Source organism: Streptomyces sp. NPDC001315, from assembly GCF_042896175.1.
Classification (GTDB): Bacteria; Actinomycetota; Actinomycetes; order Streptomycetales; family Streptomycetaceae; genus Streptomyces.
The window spans coordinates 454,294-476,996 of the sequence record NZ_JBIAWZ010000005.1; the positions used below are offsets into that span (position 1 = coordinate 454,294).

Genomic DNA, 22,703 nt, shown 5'->3' on the forward strand with positions numbered 1-22,703 from the left:
GTTCCTCCTCTCAGCCGGTGGTGAAGGTGAAGTCGTCCACGTCGAACAGAGCGCCCGAGCCGCCCTTGAAGACCAGGTAGAGCGTTGTCGTGCCCCTCGGTGCGCGGGACAGGTCGGCACTGACGTCCTGGAAGGTCTCCCAGCCGCCGGTCACCGGGACGGTCGCCTTGCCGAGCAGGGTCCCGTTGGACGAGCCGGCTCGGACCTCCAGCGTTCCGCCCGCGCCGCCGGAGGCGATACGCGCCGTGATCTTCTTGGCGTTGCTCAGGGCGTACGGTGTGAAGGAGATCCAGTCGCCGTTGTCGATGTCACCGACCGTCCTGCCGCCGTGCGCGGTGTCCTTGGTGATGACCGAGACGCCGGAGGCGTTTGTGTAGTGCTCGGCCTGGCGGTGCCTGGGCTGCAGGACGTTGCGGCCGTGCGAGGTGAGCGCGGCCTGGCCGCCGCCACCGCCGTCGGTGTACTCGGCGTCGAGGACCCCGAAGATGTTGGCGTTCTCGTCATGGCCGCCGTCGGCGGTGGTCTGGAGGGTGCCGGTGCAGCCGTCGGCCGAGGTGATCGGGTGGCCGTGGGTGTCATGGCCGAGGACGAACGTGACTTCGACCTTCGAGCAGTCGATGTTCCGGCCGTCCTCCGGATCGGTGACCTTCACCTTGAACGGGATCGCATCCCCGAAGCTGAACAGCTGCCCGTCCTCGGGAAGTTCGATCGTCACCTTGGGCGCGGTGTTGCCGACGACGATCTGCACGCTCGCGCTGCCGGTGCGGCCCGAGGTGTCCTTGGCGGTCAGGGTCGCGGTGTACGTGCCGTTCTTCTTGTACTTGTACGTCGGATCGGCCGTCGTCGACGTGCCGCCGTCGCCGAAGTCCCAGCTGTACGTGAGCGCGTCACCGTCCTGGTCGGACGTGCCCTCGGAGGAGAACTGAACCTTCATCGGCGCCTGCCCGGAGGTCCGGTCGGCCGCGGCCTGCGCGACGGGTGAGTGACCGTCGGTGGCGTTCTCGATGCGGTACAGGCCCGAGTTGTCGTCGCCGCCGAACCATGCGGTGCCGTAGTCGAGGACGTACAGCGCACCGTCCGGGCCGAAGGCCATGTCCATGACCTGGGTGCCGGTCCACGGGACGGCGTTGATCGACTGCACGGTGCCGCTGCCGTCGCTCACGATCCGCTTGATCCAGCGGCGGCCGAACTCCCCGGCGAAGAAGTTCCCGTCGTACGCCTCGGGGAACTTCACCGGCGAGTCGAGCGAGGCGTCGTAGTGGTAGACGGGGCCGCCCATCGGGGACTCGGAGCCGTCGCCGAAGTCGGGCACGGACGGGCCGTTGTACGGGATCCAGGCGGGCTGGGCCGGGGGCAGGTCGGTCAGGCCGGTGTTGTGGGGCGAGGTGTTCTTCGGGGCGGAGCAGTCGAAGGGGGCGCCCGATGCCTTCGTCGCGAAGTCGTAGTCCACGTAGGCGTCGTTGGCGCCGGTGCAGTAGGGCCAGCCGAAGTTGCCGGGGGCGGTGACGCGGGCGAACTCGACCTGGCCGGCGGGTCCTCGTGCGGGGTCGGCGGCGCCGGCGTCGGGGCCGTAGTCGCCGACGTAGAGGATGCCGGTCGCCTTGTCGACGCTGAAGCGGAACGGGTTGCGGAAGCCCATCGCGTAGATCTCGGGGCGGGTCCGGTCGGTGCCGGGCGGGAAGAGGTTGCCGTCGGGGACGGAGTAGGAGCCGTCGGCGTTCACCTTGATGCGCAGGATCTTCCCGCGCAGGTCGTTGGTGTTGCCGGCCGAGCGCTGGGCGTCGAAGGCCGGGTTGCGGTCGGCGCGTTCGTCGATCGGGGTGAAGCCGTCGGACTGGAACGGGTTGGTGTCGTCGCCCGTCGACAGGTACAGGTTGCCGGCCGCGTCGAAGTCGATGTCGCCGCCGACGTGGCAGCACAGGCCGCGGGAGGCCGGGACGTCGAGGATCTGCTTCTCGCTCGCCGCGTCCAGGGTTCCGTCGGTGTTCAGGACGAAGCGGGAGAGGCGGTTGACCCCGTCGAAGGGCGCGAAGTCGGCGGCGGTACCGGTCTCGGGGGCGTCGCCGGCCGGGGTGCTCAGCGGGGGTGCGTAGTAGAGGTAGATGAAGCGGTTGGTGGTGAAGCCCGGGTCGACTCCGACGCCTTGGAGGCCTTCCTCGTCGTGCGAGTAGACGTCCAGCTTGCCGGCCAGGCGGGTGTTGCCGGCGGCGTCGGTGATACGGAGTTCGCCGTCGCGCGAGGTGTGCAGGACCGAACGGTCGGGGAGGACCGCGAGGGACATGGGTTCACCGACCTCCGGCTCCCCCTTGGCCAGCGTGACCTGCTGGAAGTCCTCCGCCGCGGCGGTCCCCGCGTCGGCGACGGCTGCGTCGGCCCGGGGTGTGGTGAGGGTGAGGGACGCCCCTGCCAGCAGTGCGCCGGTGAGCAGGGCGATCGCTCGGCGGAGCGACGGGCGTCGTCTGTGGGTCTCGTTTCTGCCAGTGCTGGTGGTGCGGTCGTTCCCGTGCACGGGTGCCTCCAGAATGGGGCCGGTTGTACGGGTGGGTGCGTGCGCCGGGATGCGCCGTCATCCCGGAAGCCTGGGGAAAGTCAGTTGGCGAACGCCGCGTCGAACGAGGCCGACGGCGGCTCGAAGTCGTAGGCCTTGAGGCGGGTCAGGGCCTCGGGGGCGCCCTGGAGCCGGTCCATGCCGGCGTCCTCCCACTCCACGGAGACAGGGCCCTGGTAACCGATGGAGCGCAGCATGCGGAAGACGTCCTCCCAGGGAACGTCGCCGTGCCCGGCGGACACGAAGTCCCAGCCGCGCCGCGGGTCGCCCCAAGGCAGGTGGGAGCCGAGGCGGCCGTTACGGCCGTCGAGGCGCTTGCGGGCCTCCTTGCAGTCCACGTGGTAGATGCGGTCACGGAAGTCCCACAGGAAGCCGACCGGGTCGAGGTCCTGCCACACGAAGTGGGAGGGGTCGAAGTTCAGGCCGAAGGCCGGTCGACGGTCGACTGCATCCAGTGTGCGCTGCGTCGTCCAGTAATCGTAAGCAATCTCGCTCGGGTGGACCTCGTGCGCGAACCGCACGCCCTCGGCGTCGAAGACGTCCAGGATCGGGTTCCAGCGCTCGGCGAAGTCCGTGTAGCCGCGCTCGATCATCGACTCGGGGGCGGGCGGGAACATGGCGACCAGGTGCCAGATGGCGGAGCCGGTGAAGCCGATGACGGTGTCGACGCCGAAAGCGGCCGCCGCCCGGGCGGTGTCGGCGATCTCCGCGGCGGCCCGTCGCCGTACGCCCTCCGCCTCGCCGTCGCCCCAGATACGGACCGGGAGGATCGCCTGGTGACGCTCGTCGATGATGGCGTCGCAGACCGCCTGACCGACCAGGTGGTTGGAGATCGCCCAGCACTTCAGGCCGTACTTGTCCAGGAGTTGATGGCGCGAGGCGAGGTACGTGGGATCGGCCAGCGCCTTGTCGACCTCGAAGTGGTCGCCCCAGCAGGCGAGTTCGAGTCCGTCGTAGCCGAAGTCGCGGGCCAGGCGGCAGACCTCCTCGAGCGGGAGATCCGCCCACTGGCCGGTGAAGAGCGTGAAGGTGCGCGGCATGCTGGGGCCTCCTCAGACCGCTATGGGCGTGTAGACGGAGTTCTTCTCGGCGCTCTCCTCCACCGCGGCGAGGACGCGCTGCACCTGGAGACCGTCCGCGAAGGAAGGTTCCGGCCGGCGGCCCTCGGCGATCGCGTGGACGAGGTCGCGGGCCTGGTGGACGAAGGTGTGCTCGTAGCCGAGGCCGTGGCCCGGCGGCCACCAGGCGTCCAGGTAGGGGTGGTCGGGTTCGGTGACGAGGATGCGGCGGAAACCGGCGTGCGCGGCGGGTTCGGTGCCGTCGTGGTATCGGAGTTCGTTGAGGCGTTCCAGGTCGAAGGCGAGCGAGCCGCGCTCGCCGTTGAGCTCGATGCGCAGGGCGTTCTTGCGTCCGGTGGCGTACCGGGTCGCCTCGAAGGAGGCGAGGGCACCGGAGGCGAGGCGACCGGTGAAGACGGCCGCGTCGTCGACGGTGACCTGTCCGGTGCCCGCGGCGGACGAGTCGGCGGACAGGCCCGCCGTCGGACCGCCGGGCAGCGGACGCTCGCGTACGAAGGTCTCGGTGAGCGCGGAGACTCCGGCGAGCCGCTCGCCCGCGAGGTACTGCGCGAGGTCGACGATGTGGGCGCCCAGATCGCCGAGCGACCCGGTTCCGGCCCGCTCCTTGCGCAGCCGCCAGGTGAGCGGGAACCCGGGGTCCACGAGCCAGTCCTGAAGGTACGTCACCCGCACGTGCCGGAGGGTGCCGAGCCTGCCCTCGGCGACCATCCGCCGAGCCAGCGCGGCGGCGGGTACGCGCCGGTAGTTGAAGCCGACCATCGTCAACTGTCCGCGCTCATAAGCCGTTTCGGCCGCCACCGTCATGGCCTCGGCCTCCTCGACGCTGTTCGCGAGGGGCTTCTCGCACAGCACGTGCTTGCCGGCCGCGAGGGCGGCGAGGGCGATCTCGGCGTGACTGTCGCCGGGGGTGCAGATGTCGACGAGGTCGACGTCGTCCCGGGCGATCAGCGCACGCCAGTCGGTTTCCGCGGCCGCCCAGCCGTGCCGGTCGGCCGCCGCGCGCACGGCGGCGGCGTCCCGGCCGCAGATCGCGGCCAGCACCGGCCGCCGGGGCAGGTCGAAGACATGGCCCGCGGTGCGCCAGCCCTGGGAGTGGGCGGCGCCCATGAAGGCGTAGCCGACCATGCCGACCCGCAGCGGCGGCTTCGCTCCCTCCGATCCGTCCGACTGCTGGGGCTGTCCCATACGGATGTCCTCCTCGTCCTCGTCGTGATGGCGCCGTGGGGGGTGCGGGGCGGTACGTGTCAGCGGAAGCCGATGGACATGTACTGGTCGACGTTGTCCTTGTCGACGACGGCCGAGTACAGCGTCAACGAGGCCGGGATCTCGAACTCGGCGAGTCCGCCGACTCCCTTGCCCTGACCCAGCGCCCGCGCCAGGTCGATCGCGGACGCGGCCATCGTCGGCGGGTACAGGACCGTCGCCTTGAGCACGCCGTTGTCCTGCTTGATGGCCTGGAAGGCGGACAGCGCGCCCGCGCCGCCGACCATCAGGAAGTCGTCACGGCCGGCCTGCTCGATGGCGCGCAGCGCGCCCACGCCCTGGTCGTCGTCGTGGTTCCACACGGCGTCGAACTTGGGCTGGGCCTGCAGGAGTTGGGCCATCTTGGCCTGTCCGGACTCGACCGTGAAGTCGGCGGCCTGACGGGCCACCTTCTTGATGTTGGGGTAGTTCTTCAGGGCGTCGTCGAAGCCCTGGGTGCGCTGCTTGGTCAGCTCCAGGTTGTCCAGCCCGGCGAGTTCGATGACCTTGGCGTTCGACGTGCCCTTGAGCTTCTCGCCGATGTACGTACCGGCGTTGAGACCCATGCCGTAGTTGTCGCCGCCGATCCAGCAGCGGTACGCCTGCGGGGAGTTGAAGATCCGGTCGAGGTTGACGACCGGGATGCCCGCGCGCATGGCCTTGAGCCCGACCTGGGTGAGTGCCTTGCCGTCGGCGGGCAGCACCACCAGGACGTCGACCTTCTTGTTGATGAGGGTCTCGATCTGGCCGATCTGCGCGGCGGTGTCGTTCGAGCCCTCGGTGATCTCCAGGGTGACGTCGGAGTACTTCTTGGCACGGCTCTTGGCGTTGTCGTTGATGGCGTTGAGCCAGCCGTGGTCGGCCTGCGGGCCGGCGAAACCTATGGTGACGTGCTTGCCGGGCTTGTCGTCGGCGGCGGACTGGCCGTTCGCGGCGGGCTTCTCGTCCTTGGACTCGTTGCTCGTGCAACCTACGAGGAGGGCACCGGTGGATACGGCGGCGGCCCCGAAGAGCAGTCCTCTGCGGCTCGTGAAAGGTGTCGGCTCTGGCATGTCGGTGAACCCTTTCCTCAGGTCGTGCTCGCGGTACGGCGCTGGACCAGCACGGCGGCGACGATGATCGCGCCCTTGGCGATCTGCTGGACGTCGCTCTGCAGGTTGTTCAGGGCGAAGATGTTGGTGATCGTGGTGAAGATCAGGACGCCGAGCACGGAGCCGGTGATGGTGCCGCGGCCCCCGCTGAGCAGCGTGCCGCCGATGATCGCGGCCGCGATGGCGTCGAGTTCGTAGAGGTTGCCGTTGGTGTTCTGCCCCGAGCCGGACAGGATGATCAACAGGAACGCGGCGATGCCGCAGCACAGCCCCGACAGCAGGTAGAGGCAGAGCCGCTGGCGGCGGACGTCGATGCCGGCGAGCCGGGCCGCCTCCGCGTTGCCGCCGACGGCGACCGTGCGGCGCCCGAAGGTCGTCCGGTTGAGGACCAGCCAGCCGATGACCGTCACGACCGCGAAGACCATGACGAGCGGCGGGACACCCAGTACGTAGGAGTCGCGCTCGCCGAGGTCGAGGACGCTGCCGATGGTGACGATCTGTGTCCTGCCGTCGGTGATCTGCAGCGCCAGTCCCCGGGCGGAGGCCAGCATGGCCAGCGTGGCGATGAACGGGACCATCCCGCCGTACGCGATGAGCAGACCGTTGACCAGGCCGCATCCGACGCCGACGATCACCGCCGTGAAGAGGATGCCCGCGAAGCCGTAGTCCTGGGTGGCCACCGTCGTCGCCCACACGGAGGCGAGGGCGACGATCGCGCCGACCGACAGGTCGATGCCGCCGGAGGTGATGACGAAGGTCATGCCGACCGTGACGACGCCGATCACCGAGGCCTGGGTGAGGACAAGTTGGAGGTTGCGGGTGTCGAGGAACTCGTCCGGCTTGGTGATGCCGCCGATGAGGATCAGCGCGGCGAGGACACCGAGGAGGGAGAGGGTGCGGACGTCGGTGCGGGCCACCAGGCCGCGCCACGCGGGGAGTTGGCCGATCGGGGGCAGCTTGTCGGTGCTGCCATGGGGCGGGGAGACGGGCTGCGTCATGACGCCGGGCTTCCTTCCATGACCAGGTCGAGTACGCGGTGTTCGTCGAGCTCCCGGGCGGGCGCCGTGTGGACGACGGAGCCCTCGCGGAGCACCAGCACACGGTCGGCGAGTCCGAGCACTTCGGGCACCTCGCTGGAGACCAGCAGCACGGCGAGGCCTTCGTTCGCCAGTCGACGGACGACTGCATACAGTTCACTGCGGGCGCCGACATCGACGCCGCGGGTCGGTTCGTCCAGCAGCAGCACACGGCAGCCGCGCAGCAGCCAGCGCGCCAGGACGGCCTTCTGCTGGTTGCCGCCGGAGAGGGTGCGGACGGGCACGGACGGGTTGTCGGGCCGCAGCGACAGCTCGCGCGTCGCGGCCCGCGCCGCCCCCTGCTCGGCGCCCCGGTCGATCCAACCCGCGCGTGAGAAGCGGGACAGGGAGGACACGGAGACGTTGCGGGTGACGGATTCCAGCATCAGCAGGGCCTGCGCCTTGCGTTCCTCGGGCGCGAGCCCGAGCCCGGCACGGACAGCCGCGCGTACGCTTCCGGTCCGCAACGCCCGTCCGTCGACGCGGACTTGCCCAGCGGTGGGCTTGCGGGCCCCGTAGATCGTCTCCAGGATCTCGGAGCGCCCCGATCCGACGAGTCCGGCGAGGCCGACGATCTCGCCGGGGCGGATCTCCAGGTCGAGGGGCGCGAACTCCCCCTCCCGAGCCAGCCCCCGGACCTCCAGCACCGGCGTTCCGCTCGGCACCGACACGGGCCGCTCCGGAAAGACGTACTCGACGTTGCGCCCCGTCATCAGCGCGACCACCTCGCGGGTCGGCGTCGTCCGCGCGGGCAGTCCGCCGGCCACGGCCCGCCCGTCCTTGAGGACGGTGACCCGGTCGCCGATCCGGCGGATCTCCTCCAGGCGGTGGGAGATGTAGACGACGGCGACCCCGTCGGCGGTCAGATCGCCGACGATGCGGAAGAGGTTGTCGACCTCGTCCGGGTCGAGGGCGGCCGACGGCTCGTCCATCACGATGAGCCGTACGTCGTGGGAGAGTGCCCGAGCCATGGAAACGATCTGCTGCTGGGCCGCCGACAGCTCCCCCACCAGCCGGGCGGGATCGATCTCGGGATGCCCAAGTCGCTTCAACAACAGGGCGGTCGCCCTTCGTGCCGTCTTTCCCCGTACGACGAATCCGGCAGCCGTGGGTTCGTGGCCGAGGTGGACGTTCTCGGCCACCGACAGGTGCTCCACCAGGTCGAGTTCCTGGTAGATGGTGGCGATGCCGAGGCGCATGGCGGCGATGGGCGAGCGGAGCGTGACCGCCTCGCCGCGCCAGCGGATCGTGCCGGTGTCGGGCTGGTGAGCGCCGGCCAGGACCTTGATGAGAGTGGACTTGCCGGCTCCGTTCTGGCCGAGCAGGCAGTGCACTTCGCCGGCCTGGACGTCGAGGTCGACGCCGTCGAGGGCCCGGACTCCGGGGAACGACTTGGTGATGCCGGACATGCTGAGCAGCGGTGGTTCTGGTGCCATGCGGTTTCCCCTTGGCGGGCGTGCGGGCCGGTTTCAGGGCGCCTTTCGGCAAGCGTGTTCAGGGCAGGGCGAAGCAGGGCGCTGTACTGGGTGGGCTGTGAGCGGTGAGCCGTGATCGGTGAGTGATGAGCCGTGAACCCTGAGCGGTGAGTGACGAGCGGTGACGTGTGCCGATTCGGTGCTTACGCGGGTGAGAACAGGTGGTCGCTGATGAGCCGGGCCGCGCCGATGACCCCGGCGGTCGGCCCCAACTCCCCCAGCACGATGGGCAGGTTGCCCGTCGCGAGGGGCAGCGACTGGCGGTAGACCTGGGTGCGGATCGCGGCGAGCAGGGTGTGGCCGAGGCCGGTCACCCCGCCGCCGATCACCACCAGGCCCGGGTTGAAGAAGGAGACCAGTGCGGCGATGACCTGGCCGGTACGGTTGCCGCCCTCGCGGATCAGGTCGAGGGAGGTGGCGTCGCCCGCGGCGGCCGCGGTGGCGACGTCGACGGCGCTCAGACCGCCGTTCGCCGCCAACCGGTTCGCGAGCTCCTCCGACAGCCCCTGCTGGGCCGCCTCCAGGGCGTCCCGGGCGAGGGCAGCCCCACTGAAGTGGGCCTCCAGGCAGCCCCGGTTGCCGCAGGCGCACGGACGCCCGTCGGGCACGGCCTGGATGTGCCCGATGTCGCCCGCGCTGCCCGTCACCCCGCGGTGGACGTCACCGCCGACGACGATGCCGCAGCCGATTCCGGTGCCGATCTTGACGCAGAGGAAATCGCCCACGGAGCGTGCGACACCCGCGTGCATCTCCCCCATCGCCATCAGGTTCACGTCGTTGTCGACCATGACCGGGCAGCCGAGTTCCTGGCTGAGCGCCTCCCGCACCGGGAAGCCGTCCCAGCCCGGCATGATCGGCGGAGCCACCGGTACGCCCTCGGGGAAGCGGACCGGTCCCGGGACGCCGATGCCGGCGCCGTCGAAACCCTCCGCGAGGCCCGAGGCCTTCAACTTCGCCGCCATGGACAGGACTTGCTCGAAGACCGCGACCGGCCCCTCGCGTACGTCCATGGGCTGGTTGAGGTGACCGAGGATCTCCAGCTCGGCGTTGGTGACGGCGACGTCGACCGAGGTCGCGCCGATGTCGACGCCGAGGAAACGCAGGCCCGGAGTGAGCCGGATGTTGTGGGAGCGACGGCCGCCACGCGAGGCGGCCAGCCCGTCGGCCACGACCAGGCCCGTGTCCAGCAGCCGGTCCACCTCCACGGCCAGCTTGGACCGCGAGAGGTCGACCTGATCACCCAGTTGCGCACGGGAGTTGGGACCTCCGTCGCGCAACAGCTTGAGCAGCCTGGCCTGATGGGCGTTCGCGGGTCGCGCTGTCATGCGTCTCACGTGCCCCTCCCCGCCTCAATCGGCCACCTGTGTTCGGGCTTTCGAGGGGAACGTAGCAGCGGGCGCCGAACCTGGGAAGAAGCTGTGCATGAATTGGCCCCGACTTTCTCCACTCTCAGGACAAAGGAAAGCGGCACGCACCCCGGCGCCGAGGGCTGGAACCTGGGGCCGGGGCCTGCGGCCTGGGGCCTGGGGCCTGGGGCCTGGGGCCGCTTACGATCTGGTCAGCATCGACTCAGGGGGAACGCATGAACACCGCAGTGGCGGAGCCGGGCCGCAGGGTCACGACGTTGGAGCTCTTCTTCGACCTCGTCTTCGTCTTCACCCTCACCCAGCTCACCGTGCTGCTCGCCGGCGACTTGTCGTTGGCCACGGCGGGTCGCGTCGCGCTGATCTTCGTGGTGCTGTTCTGGATGTACGGCGCCTACGCGTACCTGACGAACCAGGTCCCGCCGGACCGACCCTCACGCCGTCTCCTGCTGATGCTGGGCATGGGCGCCTTCCTGGTGTGCGCGCTGGCGATCCCACGCGTCTTCGACGACACGGGTGTGGTCTTCGGGCTCGGCTTCCTGGCGGTCGTCGTCGTGCACACGGCGCTCTACACCCGCAGCCACGGCTGGGACTCGATCTGGTACGGGGTACCGAACGCGGTGGCCGCGCTGTCGGTGACGGCGGCGGGCTTCTTCGACGGCCTCGCGGCGGACGCGCTGTGGCTGCTGGCGCTGGTCGTGCAGTTCGTGACGCCGTTCCTCGCCGAGCACGGGCCCGGCCGCGCGGACGGGCGGTCGGCCGTCACCATGCGGGCGCAGCTGGGCAGCCTGGATCCCGCCCACTTCGTGGAGCGGCACGGGCTGCTGCTGATCGTCGCGTTCGGCGAGTCCGTCATCGCGATCGGCATCGGAATCGGCGATCTGCCGCTCACGACGGGTCTGTTCGGCGGCGCGTTCCTCTCCCTGGCCCTCGTGATCGCGCTGTGGTGGACGTACTTCGTACGCGACGAGGAGCTGGCCGAGGCGGCTTTCCGGCGAACGCCCGCGCCTGCCCGGTTCCGGTTGGCGATGAACGCGTACTACTACGCCTTCCTGCCGATGCTGCTCGGCATCGCCTTCCTGGCCGCGGGCGTGAAGAAGACGCTCGGCCATCTCACCGAGCATCTGCACACCGGCCCCGCGCTGGCCCTCGCGGGCGGCGTGGCACTCTTCCTCGCCGGCGACGTGGCGTTCCGCGCGGCCCTGCGCCTCTACCCCGTCCGCTTCCGGGCCACCGCGACCCCCGTGGCCCTGGCCACCGCACTGCTCGGCATCCACCTGTCCGCGGCCACGGAACTCCTGGCTCTGGTGGCCGCGCTGGTGGGGATGCTGGCGGCCGAGGCACGCTGGGGCGTCCGCTCGGCCGAGGTTCAGGACTTGGCGCGGGCGTGATACGAGCGCCGGGTGTGCTCCGTGTGTTCGCGCATGAGCTCGGTGGCCTCCTGCTCGTTCCGGTCCGCGATCGCGGCGATCAGGTCCCGGTGCTCGATCCACGACTGCGCCCCGCGCTGGCGGGCGACGGGCGTGTAGTACCAGCGCACCCGGCGGTCGACCTGGGCCGCGAGTTCGGCGAGGACCGCGTTGCCCGCCAACTCCATGATCTTCGCGTGGAAGTGGGCGTTGAGGGTGACGGCGGCGTCCACGTCGTCGGCGGCGACGGCCGTGAGCCCCTGCGCCAGCAGCTCGTCCAGGGCCGCGATGCCGTCGCTGTTGGCGTTCGCCGCGGCCAGCCGAGCGGCCTCGGCCTCCAACAACGTGCGCACGGTGAGGAGTTGGTCGGCCTCCTCCTCCGTCGGCTCATGCACGAAGGCGCCCTGCGCGGGCCGCAGATCGACCCACCCCTCGGTGTTGAGCCGCTGCAGCGCCTCGCGCACCGGCTGCCGGGAGACACCGAGGTGCCCGGCGAGTTCACTCTCGACCAGATGCTGGCCGGGCTGCAGGGCACGCGTGGTGATGAGTTCGAGCAGCGCCTCGTAGACACGGTCGCGCAGCGGCCCGGGCCGCTCGAGCTTGGGCACCGCCCCCTGCGGCAGTCCTGTCGACAACATCGCGGTCCCCCTCCTCGGCGGGCCGTGCACAGTAGCCGGAGCGCCAGTATGGATTGGTTTTCGTCTACAGTCTACGGCGCACAGTAGCCACAGGAACGGCGATCTGGCCTCATCACACTCACGAGTGACAGCTCACGGACACCGCACGACCTGCCCCGCGTACGACAGGTTCCCGCCGAAGCCGAAGAGCAGCACCGGGTCCCCCGTGCTGATCTCGCCCCGTTCCACCAGCTTGGAGAAGGCGAGCGGGATGCTGGCCGCCGAGGTGTTGCCGGACTCGGACACATCGCGGGCCACGACCGCGTTGACCGCGCCGAGCTTCCCGGCGAGGGGCTCGATGATACGCAGGTTCGCCTGGTGCAGGACGACGGCCGCGAGGTCCTCCGGGGCGAGTCCGGCCCGCTCACAGGCCCGGCGTGCGAGCGGCGGCAGCTGGGTGGTCGCCCACCGGTAGACGCTCTGCCCCTCCTGCGCGAACCGCGCGGGCTGCCCCTCGATACGCACAGCGTGTCCCATCTCGGGCACCGACCCCCACAGCACGGGCGCGATCCCCGGCTCCTCGCCCGCGCCGCAAGCCTCGACCACGGCGGCTCCCGCCCCGTCGCCGACGAGCACGCAGGTCGTCCGGTCCGTCCAGTCGGTCACGTCCGACATCTTGTCGGCACCGATGACGAGGGCGCGGGTCGCGGCGCCCGCGCGGACGGTGTGGTCGGCGGTGGCGAGGGCGTGGGTGAAGCCGGCGCACACCACGTTGACGTCCATCGCGGCAGGCGAGGGGATGCCCAGCCGGGCGGCGACGCGGGCGGCCATGTTCGGGGAGCGGTCGACGGCCGTCGACGTGGCGACGAGGACCAGGTCGATGTCGCCGGGCGCCAGGCCGGCCGCCGCGAGCGCCTTGGCGGCGGCGTGCGCGGCCAGCTCGTCGACCGGCTCGTCGGGGCCTGCGATGTGCCGGGTCCGGATGCCCACCCGGGACCGGATCCACTCGTCACTGGTGTCGACCATGCCCGCCAGTTCCTCGTTGGTGAGCACCCTGGCGGGCTGGTAGTGGCCGACGCCGGCGATACGCGAGCCGTGCATGGGAGGGTCCCCCTCGTTGCGGTGAGTAGCGGGACCAACCAGTCTGATCAGTGACTCACGGGTACGAGGGCACGTGAAGGCACAGGAATCGTGCGCCAGGCTTGTCGGCTTCCGTCAGACCGTCGGACGCCCGAGTACCTGGGAACCCTCCCCTGCGGTTCGGGGCGTCAGCCGGTGAACAGCTGCGTGGCCTTCTGTACGAGTTCGTACAGCCCGTAGGCGAGTGGTGCGCCCACCCACAGCCAGGCGAAGGCGATCAGCCCACGCCGGTCAGGCGGACTCTGGCTGCTGTCGATGTCCGACATCGGCGGCCTTTCTCGGTGCGGGGATGTGGTGACGGGCATGGACGGGCCGGACGAGTTCGTTGGCGACGAAGCCGATCACGAGCAGCCCGATCATGATGACGAACGACAGTCCGTACAGGGCCGAGCCGTGCCTGCCGGCCTCCTCCTGGCGGTCGGCGATCCAGTTCACGATCAGCGGTCCGAGGACGCCTGCCGTGGACCAGGCGGTGAGCAGCCGGCCGTGGATGGCACCGACCTGGTAGGTGCCGAACAGGTCCTTCAGGTAGGCGGGGATCGTCGCGAAGCCGCCGCCGTAGAAGGACAGGATCACCAGCGCGCACAGGATGAACAGCGGCTTCGACGAGTCGCCGAGCAGCGCGATCAGCGCGTACATCAGGGCACCGACGCCGAGATAGACGCGGTAGATGTTCTTGCGCCCGATCAGGTCGGAGGTCGAGGACCAGCCGATGCGTCCGGCCATGTTGGCTGCCGACAGCAGGGCGACGAAGCCGGCGGCCGCCGTCACGGACACCGGGGTGGAGGTGTCGGCGAAGAAGTCCGTGATCATCGGGGCGGCCTTCTCCAGGATGCCGATGCCGGCGGTGACGTTCATGCAGAGCACGACCCACAGGCACCAGAACTGCGGGGTGCGCACCGCACTGCGCGCGGACACCTGCACGCCCTCGACGACGCTGGGCGCCGACGCGACGGGCTTCTCGCCACGCGGCACCCGTACCAGCAGCACACCGAGCAGCATGAATACCGCATACGACAGCCCGTGTACGAGAAACGCGAGCGCGATCCCCGAACTGTCGGCGCCGAACGACTTCAGCATCTGCGCCGACCACGGCGAGGCGATGAGCGCGCCGCCACCGAAGCCCATGATCGCGATGCCGGTCGCCATGCCGGGCCTGTCCGGGAACCACTTGATGAGGGTGGAGACGGGCGAGATGTAACCGATACCGAGGCCGATCCCGCCGACGAAGCCGTAGCCGAGGACGATCAGCCAGTACTGCTCGCTCGCCGCGCCGAGGGCGGAGATCAGGAAGCCGGACGAGAAGCAGACCAGGGCCACGGTCATCGCCCAGCGCGGCCCGTTGCGCTCCACCAGGGTGCCGCCGAACGCGGCCGACAGGCCGAGCATCACGATGCCGAGCTGGAAGGGCAGCGCGCTCTGGGTGCCACTGAGGCCGAGCGCCGATTCGAGCGGCGGCTTGAAGACGCTCCAGGCATAGGCCTGGCCGATGGACAGATGGACGGAGAGCGCGGCGGGCGGAACCAGCCAGCGGCTCCAGCCCGCGGGCGCGACGGGGGGACTCATGATCCCGGACGGTAGGGAGGGGCGGGAGAGTTGAGAAGGACCCACGTCGACCGTATGCGGTGAGCGGTATCCAGAGTGCGCCGAACGGTCACGGCACAAACCCTTGCTGAGGCATCCTCCATACTGTAGACAATATTTCGTCGACAGCTTTCGCCATCCTCGTCGACACCGTCCCCACCTCCGCGGTACTCCCTCGACCGAACGGAGCGTTCCGAAGTGAAAGTCGCAGTCCTCGGCGCCGGTGCGATCGGCGCCTATGTCGGTGCCGCGCTCCACCACGCGGGCGCCGACGTACACCTCATCGCCCGTGGACCGCATCTGGCGGCCATGAGGCAGCACGGAGTGCGCGTGCTCAGTCCGCGCGGCGACTTCGTCGCCCGCGCCCACGCCACCGCCGACCCGGCCGAGGTCGGCCCGGTCGACTACGTCTTCCTGGGTCTGAAGGCCAACTCGTACGCGGCGTGCGGGCCGCTGATCGAGCCTCTCCTGCACGACACCACGGCGGTCGTGGCCGCCCAGAACGGCATCCCCTGGTGGTACTTCCACCGGCACGGCGGCCCCTACGACGGCCACCGCGTCGAGAGCGTGGACCCGGCCGGCGCGGTCAGTGCGGTGCTCGCGCCCGAACGGGCCGTCGGCTGTGTCGTCTACGCGGCGACCGAGCTCGAAGCCCCGGGTGTCGTACGGCATCTGGAAGGCACCCGGTTCTCCGTCGGCGAGCCCGACCGCAGCGTCTCGGCGCGCTGTCTGGCGCTCAGCGAGGCCGTGCAGGCCGGCGGGCTGAAGTGCCCCGTCGAGCCGGACCTGCGCAACGACATCTGGCTCAAGCTGCTCGGCAACATCTCCTTCAACCCGATCAGCGCGCTCGCCCGCGCGACCATGCGGCAGATGTGCCTGCACGGCGGCACCCGACGGGTCATCGAGACCATGATGCGCGAGACGCTCACGGTCGCCGAGGCCCTCGGCTGCGAGGTCGGCGTCTCCATCGAACGCCGACTCGCGGGCGCGGAGCGCGTCGGCGACCACCGCACCTCCACGCTGCAGGACCTGGAGCGCGGCAAACCGCTGGAACTCGACGTACTGCTCGCCGCCGTCGTCGAGCTGGCGGAGATCACCGGCGTGGCGGTGCCCACCCTGCGCACCGTCCACGCCATCTCGGACCTGCTCGCGCTGAGGAGCGCCGCATGAAGCCTGAGGAACGCAAGCCGAACCCCGGGGAACGCCGCACGCGGAAACGCGACCGCACCCCGAAGACCTACACCCGGCTCACTCACCCACTCGTCAGGGACTCCCGCGACGAGCCGTTCCGCCAAGCCACCTGGGAGGAGGCGCTGGACCGCGCCGCCCGGGGCCTGGCGGCGGCGCGCGGCGCGTTCGGCATGTTCTCCTGCGCCCGCGCGACCAACGAAATGAACTACGTGGCGCAGAAGTTCGCGCGGGTCGTCATGGGCACCAACAACGTCGACTCCTGCAACCGGACCTGTCATGCCCCGAGCGTCGCGGGCCTGTCGGCCGCCTTCGGCTCCGGCGGCGGGACGTCGTCGTACGAGGAGATCGAGCACACGGACGTCATCGTGATGTGGGGCTCCAACGCCCGCTTCGCGCACCCGATCTTCTTCCAGCACGCGCTGAGGGGGATCAGGAACGGCGCCCGGATGTACGCGGTCGATCCACGGCGGACCAGTACCGCCGAGTGGGCCGAGAGCTGGCTCGGCCTCAACGTCGGCACCGACATCCCGATGGCGCACGCGATCGGCCGCGAGATCATCCACGCGGGCCTGGCCAACGAGGCGTTCATCGAGCGGGCGACGAGCGGCTTCGCCGAGTACGAGGCGCTCGTCGAGCCGTGGACGCTGTCGCTCGCCGAGAAGGTGACCGGCGTACCGGCCGGCGCCATACGGGAGTTGGCGCACGCCTACGCCCGCGCCGAACGCGCCCAGCTGTGCTGGACCCTCGGCATCACCGAGCACCACAACGGCACGGACAACGTCCGCGCGCTGATCAACCTCTCCCTGCTGACCGGCCACGTCGGCCGCTACGGCTCCGGTCTGCAACCCCTGCGCGGCCAGAACAACGTGCAGGGCGGCGGCGACATGGGCGCCATCCCCAACCGCCTCCCCGGCTTCCAGGACATCCTCGACCCGCAGGCACGGCTGAAGTTCGAGTCGGCCTGGGACACCGTCATCCAGCCGCACTACGGACTCAACCTGACCGAGATGTTCGAGGCGATGGAGGAGGGCACGCTGAAGGCCGTCTACTGCATCGGCGAGAACCCGGCGCAGTCGGAGGCGGACAGCGAACAGGCCGTACGGCGACTCTCGGCCCTCGACTTCCTCGTCGTGCAGGACATCTTCCTGACGAAGACGGCCGAGCTGGCGGACGTCGTGCTGCCCGCGACCGCGGGCTGGGCGGAGACCGACGGCACAACGACCAACAGCGAACGTCGGGTTCAGCGTGTGCGCCGGGCCGTGAGCCCGCCCGGTGAGGCGCGCGAGGACATCGACATCATCTGCGACCTGGCGGGACGGCTCGGCCACGACTGGAAGTACGCGGACTCCGAGGCCGTCTGGAACGAACTGAGGTCGGTGTCGCCGGACCACTACGGGATGACGTACGCACGCCTGGAGGAGCACCAGGGCATCCAGTGGCCGTGCCCGAGCACCGCCGGGATCGAACCGACGTATCTGCACGGCCGGTTGTGGGAGTCGGATCCGGCCCGACGCGGCGTACGCGCGCCCTTCGGGCTGGTGCAGCACGATCCGCCCGTCGACCTCACGGACGAGGAGTACCCCATCCGGCTGACGACCGGGCGGCGGCTCGACTCGTACAACACCGGCGTGCAGAGCGGGGGTTTCGCGTCGCCGCTGCGGCGCGGCGAGTACGTCGAGCTGTGCCCGGAGGACGCCGAGCGCTACGGGGTGGTGGTCGGCGAGGAGGTTCAGGTGTCCTCGCGGCGCGGCTCGGTCGTCGCGCCGGTGTGGATCGACACCGCTCTGCGTCCCGGACTGGCCTTCATGACCATGCACTTTCCCGACGAGGTGGACACCAACCAGCTGACGATCGAGGCGAATTGCCCGATCGCGGGGACGGCGGAGTTCAAGGCGTCGGCGATCCGGATCGAGAAGCTTCCGGTAGCGAGCTACGTGAGGTGATGGAGTGGACCTGCACTTCGGCGACAGCAAACCCACGGACGAGGAACGGGCGGCGGTCGACGCCCTGCTCGGTCCTCCGGAGTCCTCCTGGGAGGGGGCGGACCGCGATGAGATGAGGGTCGCGGACCTGAGGTGGGCGCGCGGCGGGCGCGAGGCCCGGGACCGCCGCCACCTGCTGTTGCCGGGGCTGCACGCGATCAACGACCGGGTCGGCTGGATCAGCGAGGGCGCCCTCGACTACCTGTGCCGGCGGCTGACCGTGCCGCCGGCGGAGGCGTACGGCGTCGCCACCTTCTATGCCATGTTCTCGGTCAAGCCCCGGCCCGCGACGGTGCTCCATGTGTGCACCGACCTCGCGTGCGCGGCGGCCGGGGCACCCGAGTTGTGCGCGGGCGTCGAGGCCCGGCTGGGGCTCGGCAGCGGTGTGAGCGTCGAGCGGAGCCCGTGCCTGGGCCTGTGCGAGCGGGCTCCAGCGGCGCTCGCGATCAGGGCCGGGGATCCGGTGCGTACGGCCGTGTCGGCGCCGGCGACCGTGGCGGCGGCCGTACGCGCGGCGAGCACGCCCGACTCGGCACCCGAGGAGCCGCCGGCCGCGCTGGCGGTCCCTCAGGCGGGGGACGCTTCGTTGACCCTGCTTCGCCGCATCGGCATGGTGGACCCGTCCAGTCTCGACGACTACCGCGCCCACGGCGGCTACACGGCTCTGCGCCGGGCCTTCGAGCTCGGTCCCGCCGGTGTGATCCGCGAGGTCACCGACTCCGGTCTGGTCGGGCGTGGCGGCGCCGCCTTCCCCACCGGCCGCAAGTGGCAGGCCACGGCGTCCCAGCCCGACCACCCGCACTATCTGGTGTGCAACGCGGACGAGTCCGAGCCCGGCACCTTCAAGGACCGCGTGATCATGGAGGGTGACCCGTACGCGCTCGTGGAGGCGATGACGATCGCGGCGTACGCGGTCGGTGCTCACCAGGGCTATCTGTATCTCCGCGGCGAGTATCCGCGGGCAATAAACCGTATGCAATATGCCGTAGACCGTGCACGCGCCCGTGGCCTGCTCGGCGACGACATCCTCGGCCAGGGCTACGCCTTCGACATCGAGATCCGGCGGGGCGCGGGCGCGTACATCTGCGGCGAGGAGACCGCCCTGTTCAACTCCATCGAGGGGTACCGGGGCGAGCCGCGGTCGAAGCCGCCGTTCCCCGTGGAGAAGGGCCTGTTCGGCAAACCGACGGTGGAGAACAACGTCGAGACGCTGGTCAACGTCCTGCCGATCCTGACGATGGGAGCGCCGGCCTACGCGGCGATCGGGACCGGGCGGTCCACCGGACCGAAGCTGTTCTGCGTGTCCGGCAGCGTGGACCGGCCCGGCATCTACGAGCTGCCGTTCGGCGCCACACTCGGCGAGCTGCTCACACTCGCGGGTGTGCGCGAGGGTCTGCGGGCGGTACTCCTCGGCGGCGCGGCCGGCGGCTTCGTACGGCCCGACGAACTGAACATCCCGCTCACCTTCGAAGGCACTCGCGAGGCGGGCACGACCCTTGGCTCGGGGGTCGTGATGGCCTTCGACGACACGGTCCCGCTCCCCCGGCTCCTCCTGCGCATCGCCGAGTTCTTCCGCGACGAGTCGTGCGGCCAGTGCGTGCCGTGCCGGGTGGGGACCGTGCGCCAGGAGGAGGCGCTGCACCGGATCGCGGAGCGCACCGGGGCCGCCGCCGCCGGCGACATCGCCCTGCTGCGGGAGGTCGGGCGGGCGATGCGGGACGCCTCGATCTGCGGTCTCGGGCAGACCGCGTGGAACGCCGTGGAATCCGCCATCGACCGTCTGGGGGCGTACGAATGACCGTGACACCGCTGGGGATTCCCCGCCGTCTGCTGGAGTTCACGATCGACGGGGAGCCGGTGCGGGCCCCCGAGGGTTCGACCGTCCTGGACGCCTGCCGGGCGGCCGGGAAGGACGTGCCGACGCTCTGCCAGGGCGACACCCTCACCCCGAAGAACGCCTGCCGGGTCTGTGTCGTCGAGGTGGAAGGGTCCCGCACCCTCGTGCCGGCCTGCTCCCGCAAGGCGGAGCCGGGCATGGAGGTGCGTACCGACACCGAGCGCGCCCGGCACAGCCGCAAGATCGTCCTGGAGCTGCTCGCCTCGTCGGTCGACTTGTCGACGACCCCGAAGGTCGCCGCGTGGATCAAGGAGTACGAGGCGAAGCCGGACCGCTTCGGCCCGGACGCGGCCCGCCTGAACGAGGAGCCGAAGCTCGACAACGACCTGTACGTACGCGACTACGACAAGTGCATCCTCTGCTACAAGTGCGTGGACGCCTGCGGTGACCAGTGGCAGAACACCTTCGCGATCTCCGTCGCCGGGCGCGGCTTCGACGCCCGGATCGCGGTCGAGCACGACGCGCCGCTCACCGACTCGGCGTGTGTGTACTGCGGCAACTGCATCGAGGTGTGCCCGACGGGAGCCCTGTCCTTCAAGTCGGAGTTCGACATGCGTGCGGCGGGTACGTGGGACGAGTCGGCGCAGACCGAGACGACCACGGTGTGCGCGTACTGCGGAGTGGGCTGCAACCTCACTCTGCACGTGCAGGACAATGAGATCGTCAAGGTCACCTCGCCGCACGACAACCCGGTGACTCACGGCAATCTCTGCATCAAGGGCCGTTTCGGCTACCAGCACGTACAGAACCGGGGCTGATCAGGACATGGGACGAGTCACGGAACGACGCAAGGTGATCCGTATTCGGGACGGGGTGGTCTCCAGCCGCCCGGACACGCTCGTCGCCGAGGAACCACTGGAGATCAGGCTCAACGGGAAACCCCTCGCCATCACCATGCGCACCCCAGGTGACGACTTCGCGCTGGCCGCGGGATTCCTGGTGAGCGAAGGCGTACTGGCCACCGCATCCGATCTACAGAATATTGTCTACTGTGCGGGCGCGACCGTCGACGGCTCGAACACGTACAACGTGGTGGACGTACGAACCACCCCGGGCGTGGTGATCCCCGACATCACTCTGGAGCGGAACGTCTACACGACCTCGTCGTGCGGCCTGTGCGGCAAGGCGAGTCTGGACGCGGTGCGGACGACCGCGCGTTTCCCCATCGCCGACACTCCCCCGGTCCGGGTGGATCCCGGTCTGCTCGCGAGCCTCCCCGACCGGCTGCGCGCGGCCCAACGGGTGTTCGACCGGACCGGGGGTCTGCACGCGGCGGCCCTGTTCACCGAGGACGGGGAACTGCTCGACATACGGGAGGACGTCGGCCGGCACAACGCGGTCGACAAGCTGGTGGGCCGCGCCCTGCAGAACGGGGACCTGCCGCTGTCCCGCGTGATCCTGCTGGTCTCGGGCCGGGCCTCCTTCGAGTTGGCACAGAAGGCGGTCATGGCCGGCATCCCGGTACTGGCGGCGGTCTCGGCGCCGTCGTCGCTGGCGGTGGACCTGGCCGCGGAGACCGGTCTGACCCTGGTGGGCTTCCTGCGGGGCAGTTCCATGAACGTGTACGCGGGCGAGGACCGCGTCGCCCTGCGGGCCGCGGCCGCCCAGGGCTGACCCGGCTCCCCGCGACACGGCGGCGGGGCCCCGGCCGGCGGGGAGCGCCCCCTGCGCCGCAGGGGCCCCGCCTCAGTCGGCCGTGCCGGAGGCAGCCGTACCGGAGGCAGCCGTACCGGAGATCCGTATCAGCAGGTCCATGAACCGGTCGCGTTCGACTGCCGAGAGCGGCGCGAGGAGCGCCTCGTTCGCCGTCCGCGCCGCGTCCTCGCAGCGCGGTGGACGACCACTGGGGGCGGCGCGTGCCAGGCCCGTACGGTCGCCTCCTGGCCGACGGACCACGGCCGCACCGCCGGGTTCGCCCGCTACGACGACGATCCCGGCCGCACCGACGACCGGAGGCGGCGATGAGGGCGCGTCGGCGAGCATCAGCGGGAACGTGCCCCGGTACCGACCGCGGTACGTGACGGTGCGGCCGACGTGGCCGGGGCGGCCGCGGTGACCGGTTCCGGGTCGCGCGCCCGGCGCTTGGCGATCACCGCGCACACCATGAGCTGCATCTGGTGGAAGAGCATCAGCGGCAGTACGGCCAGTGAGGCGTGCGCGCCGAACAGGACGCTCGCCATGGGCAGCCCGGAGGCGAGGGACTTCTTCGAACCGGCGAACTGGATGGCGATACGGTCCCCGCGGTCGAAACGCAGAGCCTTCGCGCCGTACCAGGTCAGGGCGAGCATCACCGCGAGCAGGACGGCCTCGACGACGAGCAGTCCGCCGAGCCGGGCCGGGCTGACCTGGTGCCAGATGCCCTGGACCATGCCCTCGCTGAACGCGGTGTAGACGACGAGGAGGATGGAGCCGCGGTCGACGTAGCCGAGGACCTTCTTGTGCCGGGCGACGAAGCCGCCGACCCAGGGCCGCAGCACCTGTCCGGCGACGAACGGCACGAGCAGCTGGAGCACGATCTTGACGAGGGAGTCGGCGGAGAAGCCGCCGCCGCTGCTGCCGAGCAGCGCGGCCGCCAGGAGCGGGGTGATGACGATGCCCGCGAGGGACGAGAAGGAACCGGCGCAGATCGCGGCGGGCACGTTGCCCCGGGCGATCGAGGTGAAGGCGATCGACGACTGGATGGTGGAGGGGACGAGGGTGAGGAAGAGCAGACCCTGGTAGAGGGGGTGGGTCAGGAGCACCGGGACGAGTCCGCGGGCGGCCAGGCCCAGCACCGGGAAGATCACGAAGGTGCAGGCCAGGACGGTGCCGTGGAGCCGCCAGTGCCGCAGTCCGTCGAGCGCCTCACGGGTGGACAGGCGGACGCCGTAGAGGAAGAAGAGGAAGGCGATCGCGGCCGTGGAGGCGCCGGATGCGACGTCGGCGGCCGATCCGCGCGCCGGGAGGAGCGCGGCGAGGCCCACCGTCCCCAGCAGCAGCAGGATGTAGGGATCTATCGGCATCCAACT

Annotated in this window: 19 protein-coding genes; 6 read left to right on the forward strand and 13 right to left on the reverse strand. The window is 70.4% G+C overall.

The genetic code is table 11. From position 1 onward, the window contains the following. Positions 1-10: 10 nt before the first annotated feature. From ACFY16_RS18140 to ACFY16_RS18170, 7 genes are all read right to left on the reverse strand, one after another. Positions 11-2,509, reverse strand: coding sequence for a PQQ-dependent sugar dehydrogenase (locus ACFY16_RS18140; protein ID WP_390648091.1), 2,499 nt, complete (start codon positions 2,507-2,509; stop codon positions 11-13). A gap of 80 nt (positions 2,510-2,589) precedes the next feature. Next, on the reverse strand, positions 2,590-3,588 hold the full coding sequence (locus ACFY16_RS18145; protein ID WP_390648092.1) for a sugar phosphate isomerase/epimerase family protein: 999 nt from the start codon (positions 3,586-3,588) through the stop codon (positions 2,590-2,592). A 12-nt stretch (positions 3,589-3,600) separates the two neighbouring features. Further along, positions 3,601-4,812, reverse strand: coding sequence for a Gfo/Idh/MocA family protein (locus tag ACFY16_RS18150; protein WP_390648093.1), 1,212 nt, complete (start codon positions 4,810-4,812; stop codon positions 3,601-3,603). A gap of 59 nt (positions 4,813-4,871) precedes the next feature. Continuing rightward, a complete protein-coding gene (locus ACFY16_RS18155) occupies positions 4,872-5,921 on the reverse strand; it encodes a substrate-binding domain-containing protein (protein ID WP_390648094.1) in 1,050 nt (349 codons plus the stop codon). A 17-nt stretch (positions 5,922-5,938) separates the two neighbouring features. Beyond that, positions 5,939-6,958 (reverse strand): ABC transporter permease, encoded by a 1,020-nt coding sequence (locus ACFY16_RS18160; RefSeq protein WP_390648095.1) that lies wholly within the window; start codon positions 6,956-6,958, stop codon positions 5,939-5,941. Then, the gene (locus tag ACFY16_RS18165; RefSeq protein ID WP_390648096.1) at positions 6,955-8,472 is read right to left on the reverse strand and encodes a sugar ABC transporter ATP-binding protein; all 1,518 of its coding nucleotides are present in this window, start codon (positions 8,470-8,472) and stop codon (positions 6,955-6,957) included. The genes ACFY16_RS18160 and ACFY16_RS18165 overlap by 4 nt, the downstream gene beginning before the upstream one ends. 182 nt (positions 8,473-8,654) lie before the next feature. Further along, positions 8,655-9,836: an ROK family protein gene (locus ACFY16_RS18170; RefSeq protein WP_390648198.1), complete on the reverse strand. Its 1,182-nt coding sequence runs from the start codon at positions 9,834-9,836 to the stop codon at positions 8,655-8,657. Positions 9,837-10,093: 257 nt separating this feature from the next. On the opposite strand from ACFY16_RS18170, the gene ACFY16_RS18175 reads away from it, so the two are divergent. Beyond that, complete coding sequence (locus ACFY16_RS18175; protein WP_390648097.1) at positions 10,094-11,266, forward strand: low temperature requirement protein A; 1,173 nt, start codon at positions 10,094-10,096, stop codon at positions 11,264-11,266. On the opposite strand, the gene ACFY16_RS18180 is transcribed toward ACFY16_RS18175, so the two are convergent. From ACFY16_RS18180 to ACFY16_RS18195, 4 genes are all read right to left on the reverse strand, one after another. After that, positions 11,245-11,922, reverse strand: coding sequence for a GntR family transcriptional regulator (locus ACFY16_RS18180; RefSeq protein WP_390648098.1), 678 nt, complete (start codon positions 11,920-11,922; stop codon positions 11,245-11,247). The genes ACFY16_RS18175 and ACFY16_RS18180 overlap by 22 nt on opposite strands. A gap of 132 nt (positions 11,923-12,054) precedes the next feature. Further along, entirely contained in the window at positions 12,055-13,002 is a 948-nt protein-coding gene (locus ACFY16_RS18185; RefSeq protein ID WP_390648099.1) for a beta-ketoacyl-ACP synthase III, read from the reverse strand. 167 nt (positions 13,003-13,169) lie between these two features. Continuing rightward, positions 13,170-13,307, reverse strand: coding sequence for a hypothetical protein (locus ACFY16_RS18190; RefSeq protein ID WP_390648100.1), 138 nt, complete (start codon positions 13,305-13,307; stop codon positions 13,170-13,172). Continuing rightward, on the reverse strand, positions 13,273-14,607 hold the full coding sequence (locus ACFY16_RS18195) for an OFA family MFS transporter (RefSeq protein WP_390648101.1): 1,335 nt from the start codon (positions 14,605-14,607) through the stop codon (positions 13,273-13,275). The genes ACFY16_RS18190 and ACFY16_RS18195 overlap by 35 nt, the downstream gene beginning before the upstream one ends. 216 nt (positions 14,608-14,823) lie before the next feature. Between ACFY16_RS18195 and ACFY16_RS18200 the strand changes: the two genes are divergently transcribed. The 5 genes from ACFY16_RS18200 to fdhD are packed head-to-tail and all read left to right on the forward strand — an operon-like array spanning position 14,824 to position 21,309. Beyond that, entirely contained in the window at positions 14,824-15,795 is a 972-nt protein-coding gene (locus ACFY16_RS18200) for a 2-dehydropantoate 2-reductase (protein ID WP_390648102.1), read from the forward strand. Beyond that, positions 15,792-17,759, forward strand: coding sequence for a molybdopterin oxidoreductase family protein (locus ACFY16_RS18205; RefSeq protein WP_390648103.1), 1,968 nt, complete (start codon positions 15,792-15,794; stop codon positions 17,757-17,759). Before ACFY16_RS18200 ends, ACFY16_RS18205 begins: the two co-directional genes overlap by 4 nt. A gap of 4 nt (positions 17,760-17,763) precedes the next feature. Then, positions 17,764-19,596 (forward strand): NAD(P)H-dependent oxidoreductase subunit E, encoded by a 1,833-nt coding sequence (locus ACFY16_RS18210; protein WP_390648104.1) that lies wholly within the window; start codon positions 17,764-17,766, stop codon positions 19,594-19,596. Further along, positions 19,593-20,453, forward strand: coding sequence for a 2Fe-2S iron-sulfur cluster-binding protein (locus ACFY16_RS18215; RefSeq protein ID WP_390648105.1), 861 nt, complete (start codon positions 19,593-19,595; stop codon positions 20,451-20,453). Before ACFY16_RS18210 ends, ACFY16_RS18215 begins: the two co-directional genes overlap by 4 nt. Before the next feature lie 7 nt (positions 20,454-20,460). Next, a complete protein-coding gene (gene fdhD / locus ACFY16_RS18220; RefSeq protein ID WP_390648106.1) occupies positions 20,461-21,309 on the forward strand; it encodes a formate dehydrogenase accessory sulfurtransferase FdhD in 849 nt (282 codons plus the stop codon). Positions 21,310-21,381: 72 nt separating this feature from the next. Here the strand turns inward: fdhD and ACFY16_RS18225 are convergent, their stop codons facing one another. Next, a complete protein-coding gene (locus tag ACFY16_RS18225; RefSeq protein WP_390648107.1) occupies positions 21,382-21,678 on the reverse strand; it encodes a hypothetical protein in 297 nt (98 codons plus the stop codon). Beyond that, a complete protein-coding gene (locus tag ACFY16_RS18230; RefSeq protein ID WP_390648108.1) occupies positions 21,678-22,697 on the reverse strand; it encodes a bile acid:sodium symporter family protein in 1,020 nt (339 codons plus the stop codon). The genes ACFY16_RS18225 and ACFY16_RS18230 overlap by 1 nt, the downstream gene beginning before the upstream one ends. Between the last annotated feature and the right edge of the window lie 6 nt (positions 22,698-22,703).

What these genes read in the sequence shown, in the direction of transcription:
- ACFY16_RS18145 (WP_390648092.1), bottom strand. Translation starts at nt 3,588, where the DNA reads ATGCCGCGCACCTTCACGCTCTTCACCGGCCAGTGGGCGGATCTCCCG.
- ACFY16_RS18150 (WP_390648093.1), bottom strand. Translation starts at nt 4,812, where the DNA reads ATGGGACAGCCCCAGCAGTCGGACGGATCGGAGGGAGCGAAGCCGCCG.
- ACFY16_RS18155 (WP_390648094.1), bottom strand. Translation starts at nt 5,921, where the DNA reads ATGCCAGAGCCGACACCTTTCACGAGCCGCAGAGGACTGCTCTTCGGG.
- ACFY16_RS18160 (WP_390648095.1), bottom strand. Translation starts at nt 6,958, where the DNA reads ATGACGCAGCCCGTCTCCCCGCCCCATGGCAGCACCGACAAGCTGCCC.
- ACFY16_RS18165 (WP_390648096.1), bottom strand. Translation starts at nt 8,472, where the DNA reads ATGGCACCAGAACCACCGCTGCTCAGCATGTCCGGCATCACCAAGTCG.
- ACFY16_RS18170 (WP_390648198.1), bottom strand. Translation starts at nt 9,836, where the DNA reads ATGACAGCGCGACCCGCGAACGCCCATCAGGCCAGGCTGCTCAAGCTG.
- ACFY16_RS18175 (WP_390648097.1), top strand. Translation starts at nt 10,094, where the DNA reads ATGAACACCGCAGTGGCGGAGCCGGGCCGCAGGGTCACGACGTTGGAG.
- ACFY16_RS18180 (WP_390648098.1), bottom strand. Translation starts at nt 11,922, where the DNA reads ATGTTGTCGACAGGACTGCCGCAGGGGGCGGTGCCCAAGCTCGAGCGG.
- ACFY16_RS18185 (WP_390648099.1), bottom strand. Translation starts at nt 13,002, where the DNA reads ATGCACGGCTCGCGTATCGCCGGCGTCGGCCACTACCAGCCCGCCAGG.
- ACFY16_RS18190 (WP_390648100.1), bottom strand. Translation starts at nt 13,307, where the DNA reads ATGTCGGACATCGACAGCAGCCAGAGTCCGCCTGACCGGCGTGGGCTG.
- ACFY16_RS18195 (WP_390648101.1), bottom strand. Translation starts at nt 14,607, where the DNA reads ATGAGTCCCCCCGTCGCGCCCGCGGGCTGGAGCCGCTGGCTGGTTCCG.
- ACFY16_RS18205 (WP_390648103.1), top strand. Translation starts at nt 15,792, where the DNA reads ATGAAGCCTGAGGAACGCAAGCCGAACCCCGGGGAACGCCGCACGCGG.
- ACFY16_RS18215 (WP_390648105.1), top strand. Translation starts at nt 19,593, where the DNA reads ATGACCGTGACACCGCTGGGGATTCCCCGCCGTCTGCTGGAGTTCACG.
- fdhD (WP_390648106.1), top strand. Translation starts at nt 20,461, where the DNA reads ATGGGACGAGTCACGGAACGACGCAAGGTGATCCGTATTCGGGACGGG.
- ACFY16_RS18225 (WP_390648107.1), bottom strand. Translation starts at nt 21,678, where the DNA reads ATGCTCGCCGACGCGCCCTCATCGCCGCCTCCGGTCGTCGGTGCGGCC.
- ACFY16_RS18230 (WP_390648108.1), bottom strand. Translation starts at nt 22,697, where the DNA reads ATGCCGATAGATCCCTACATCCTGCTGCTGCTGGGGACGGTGGGCCTC.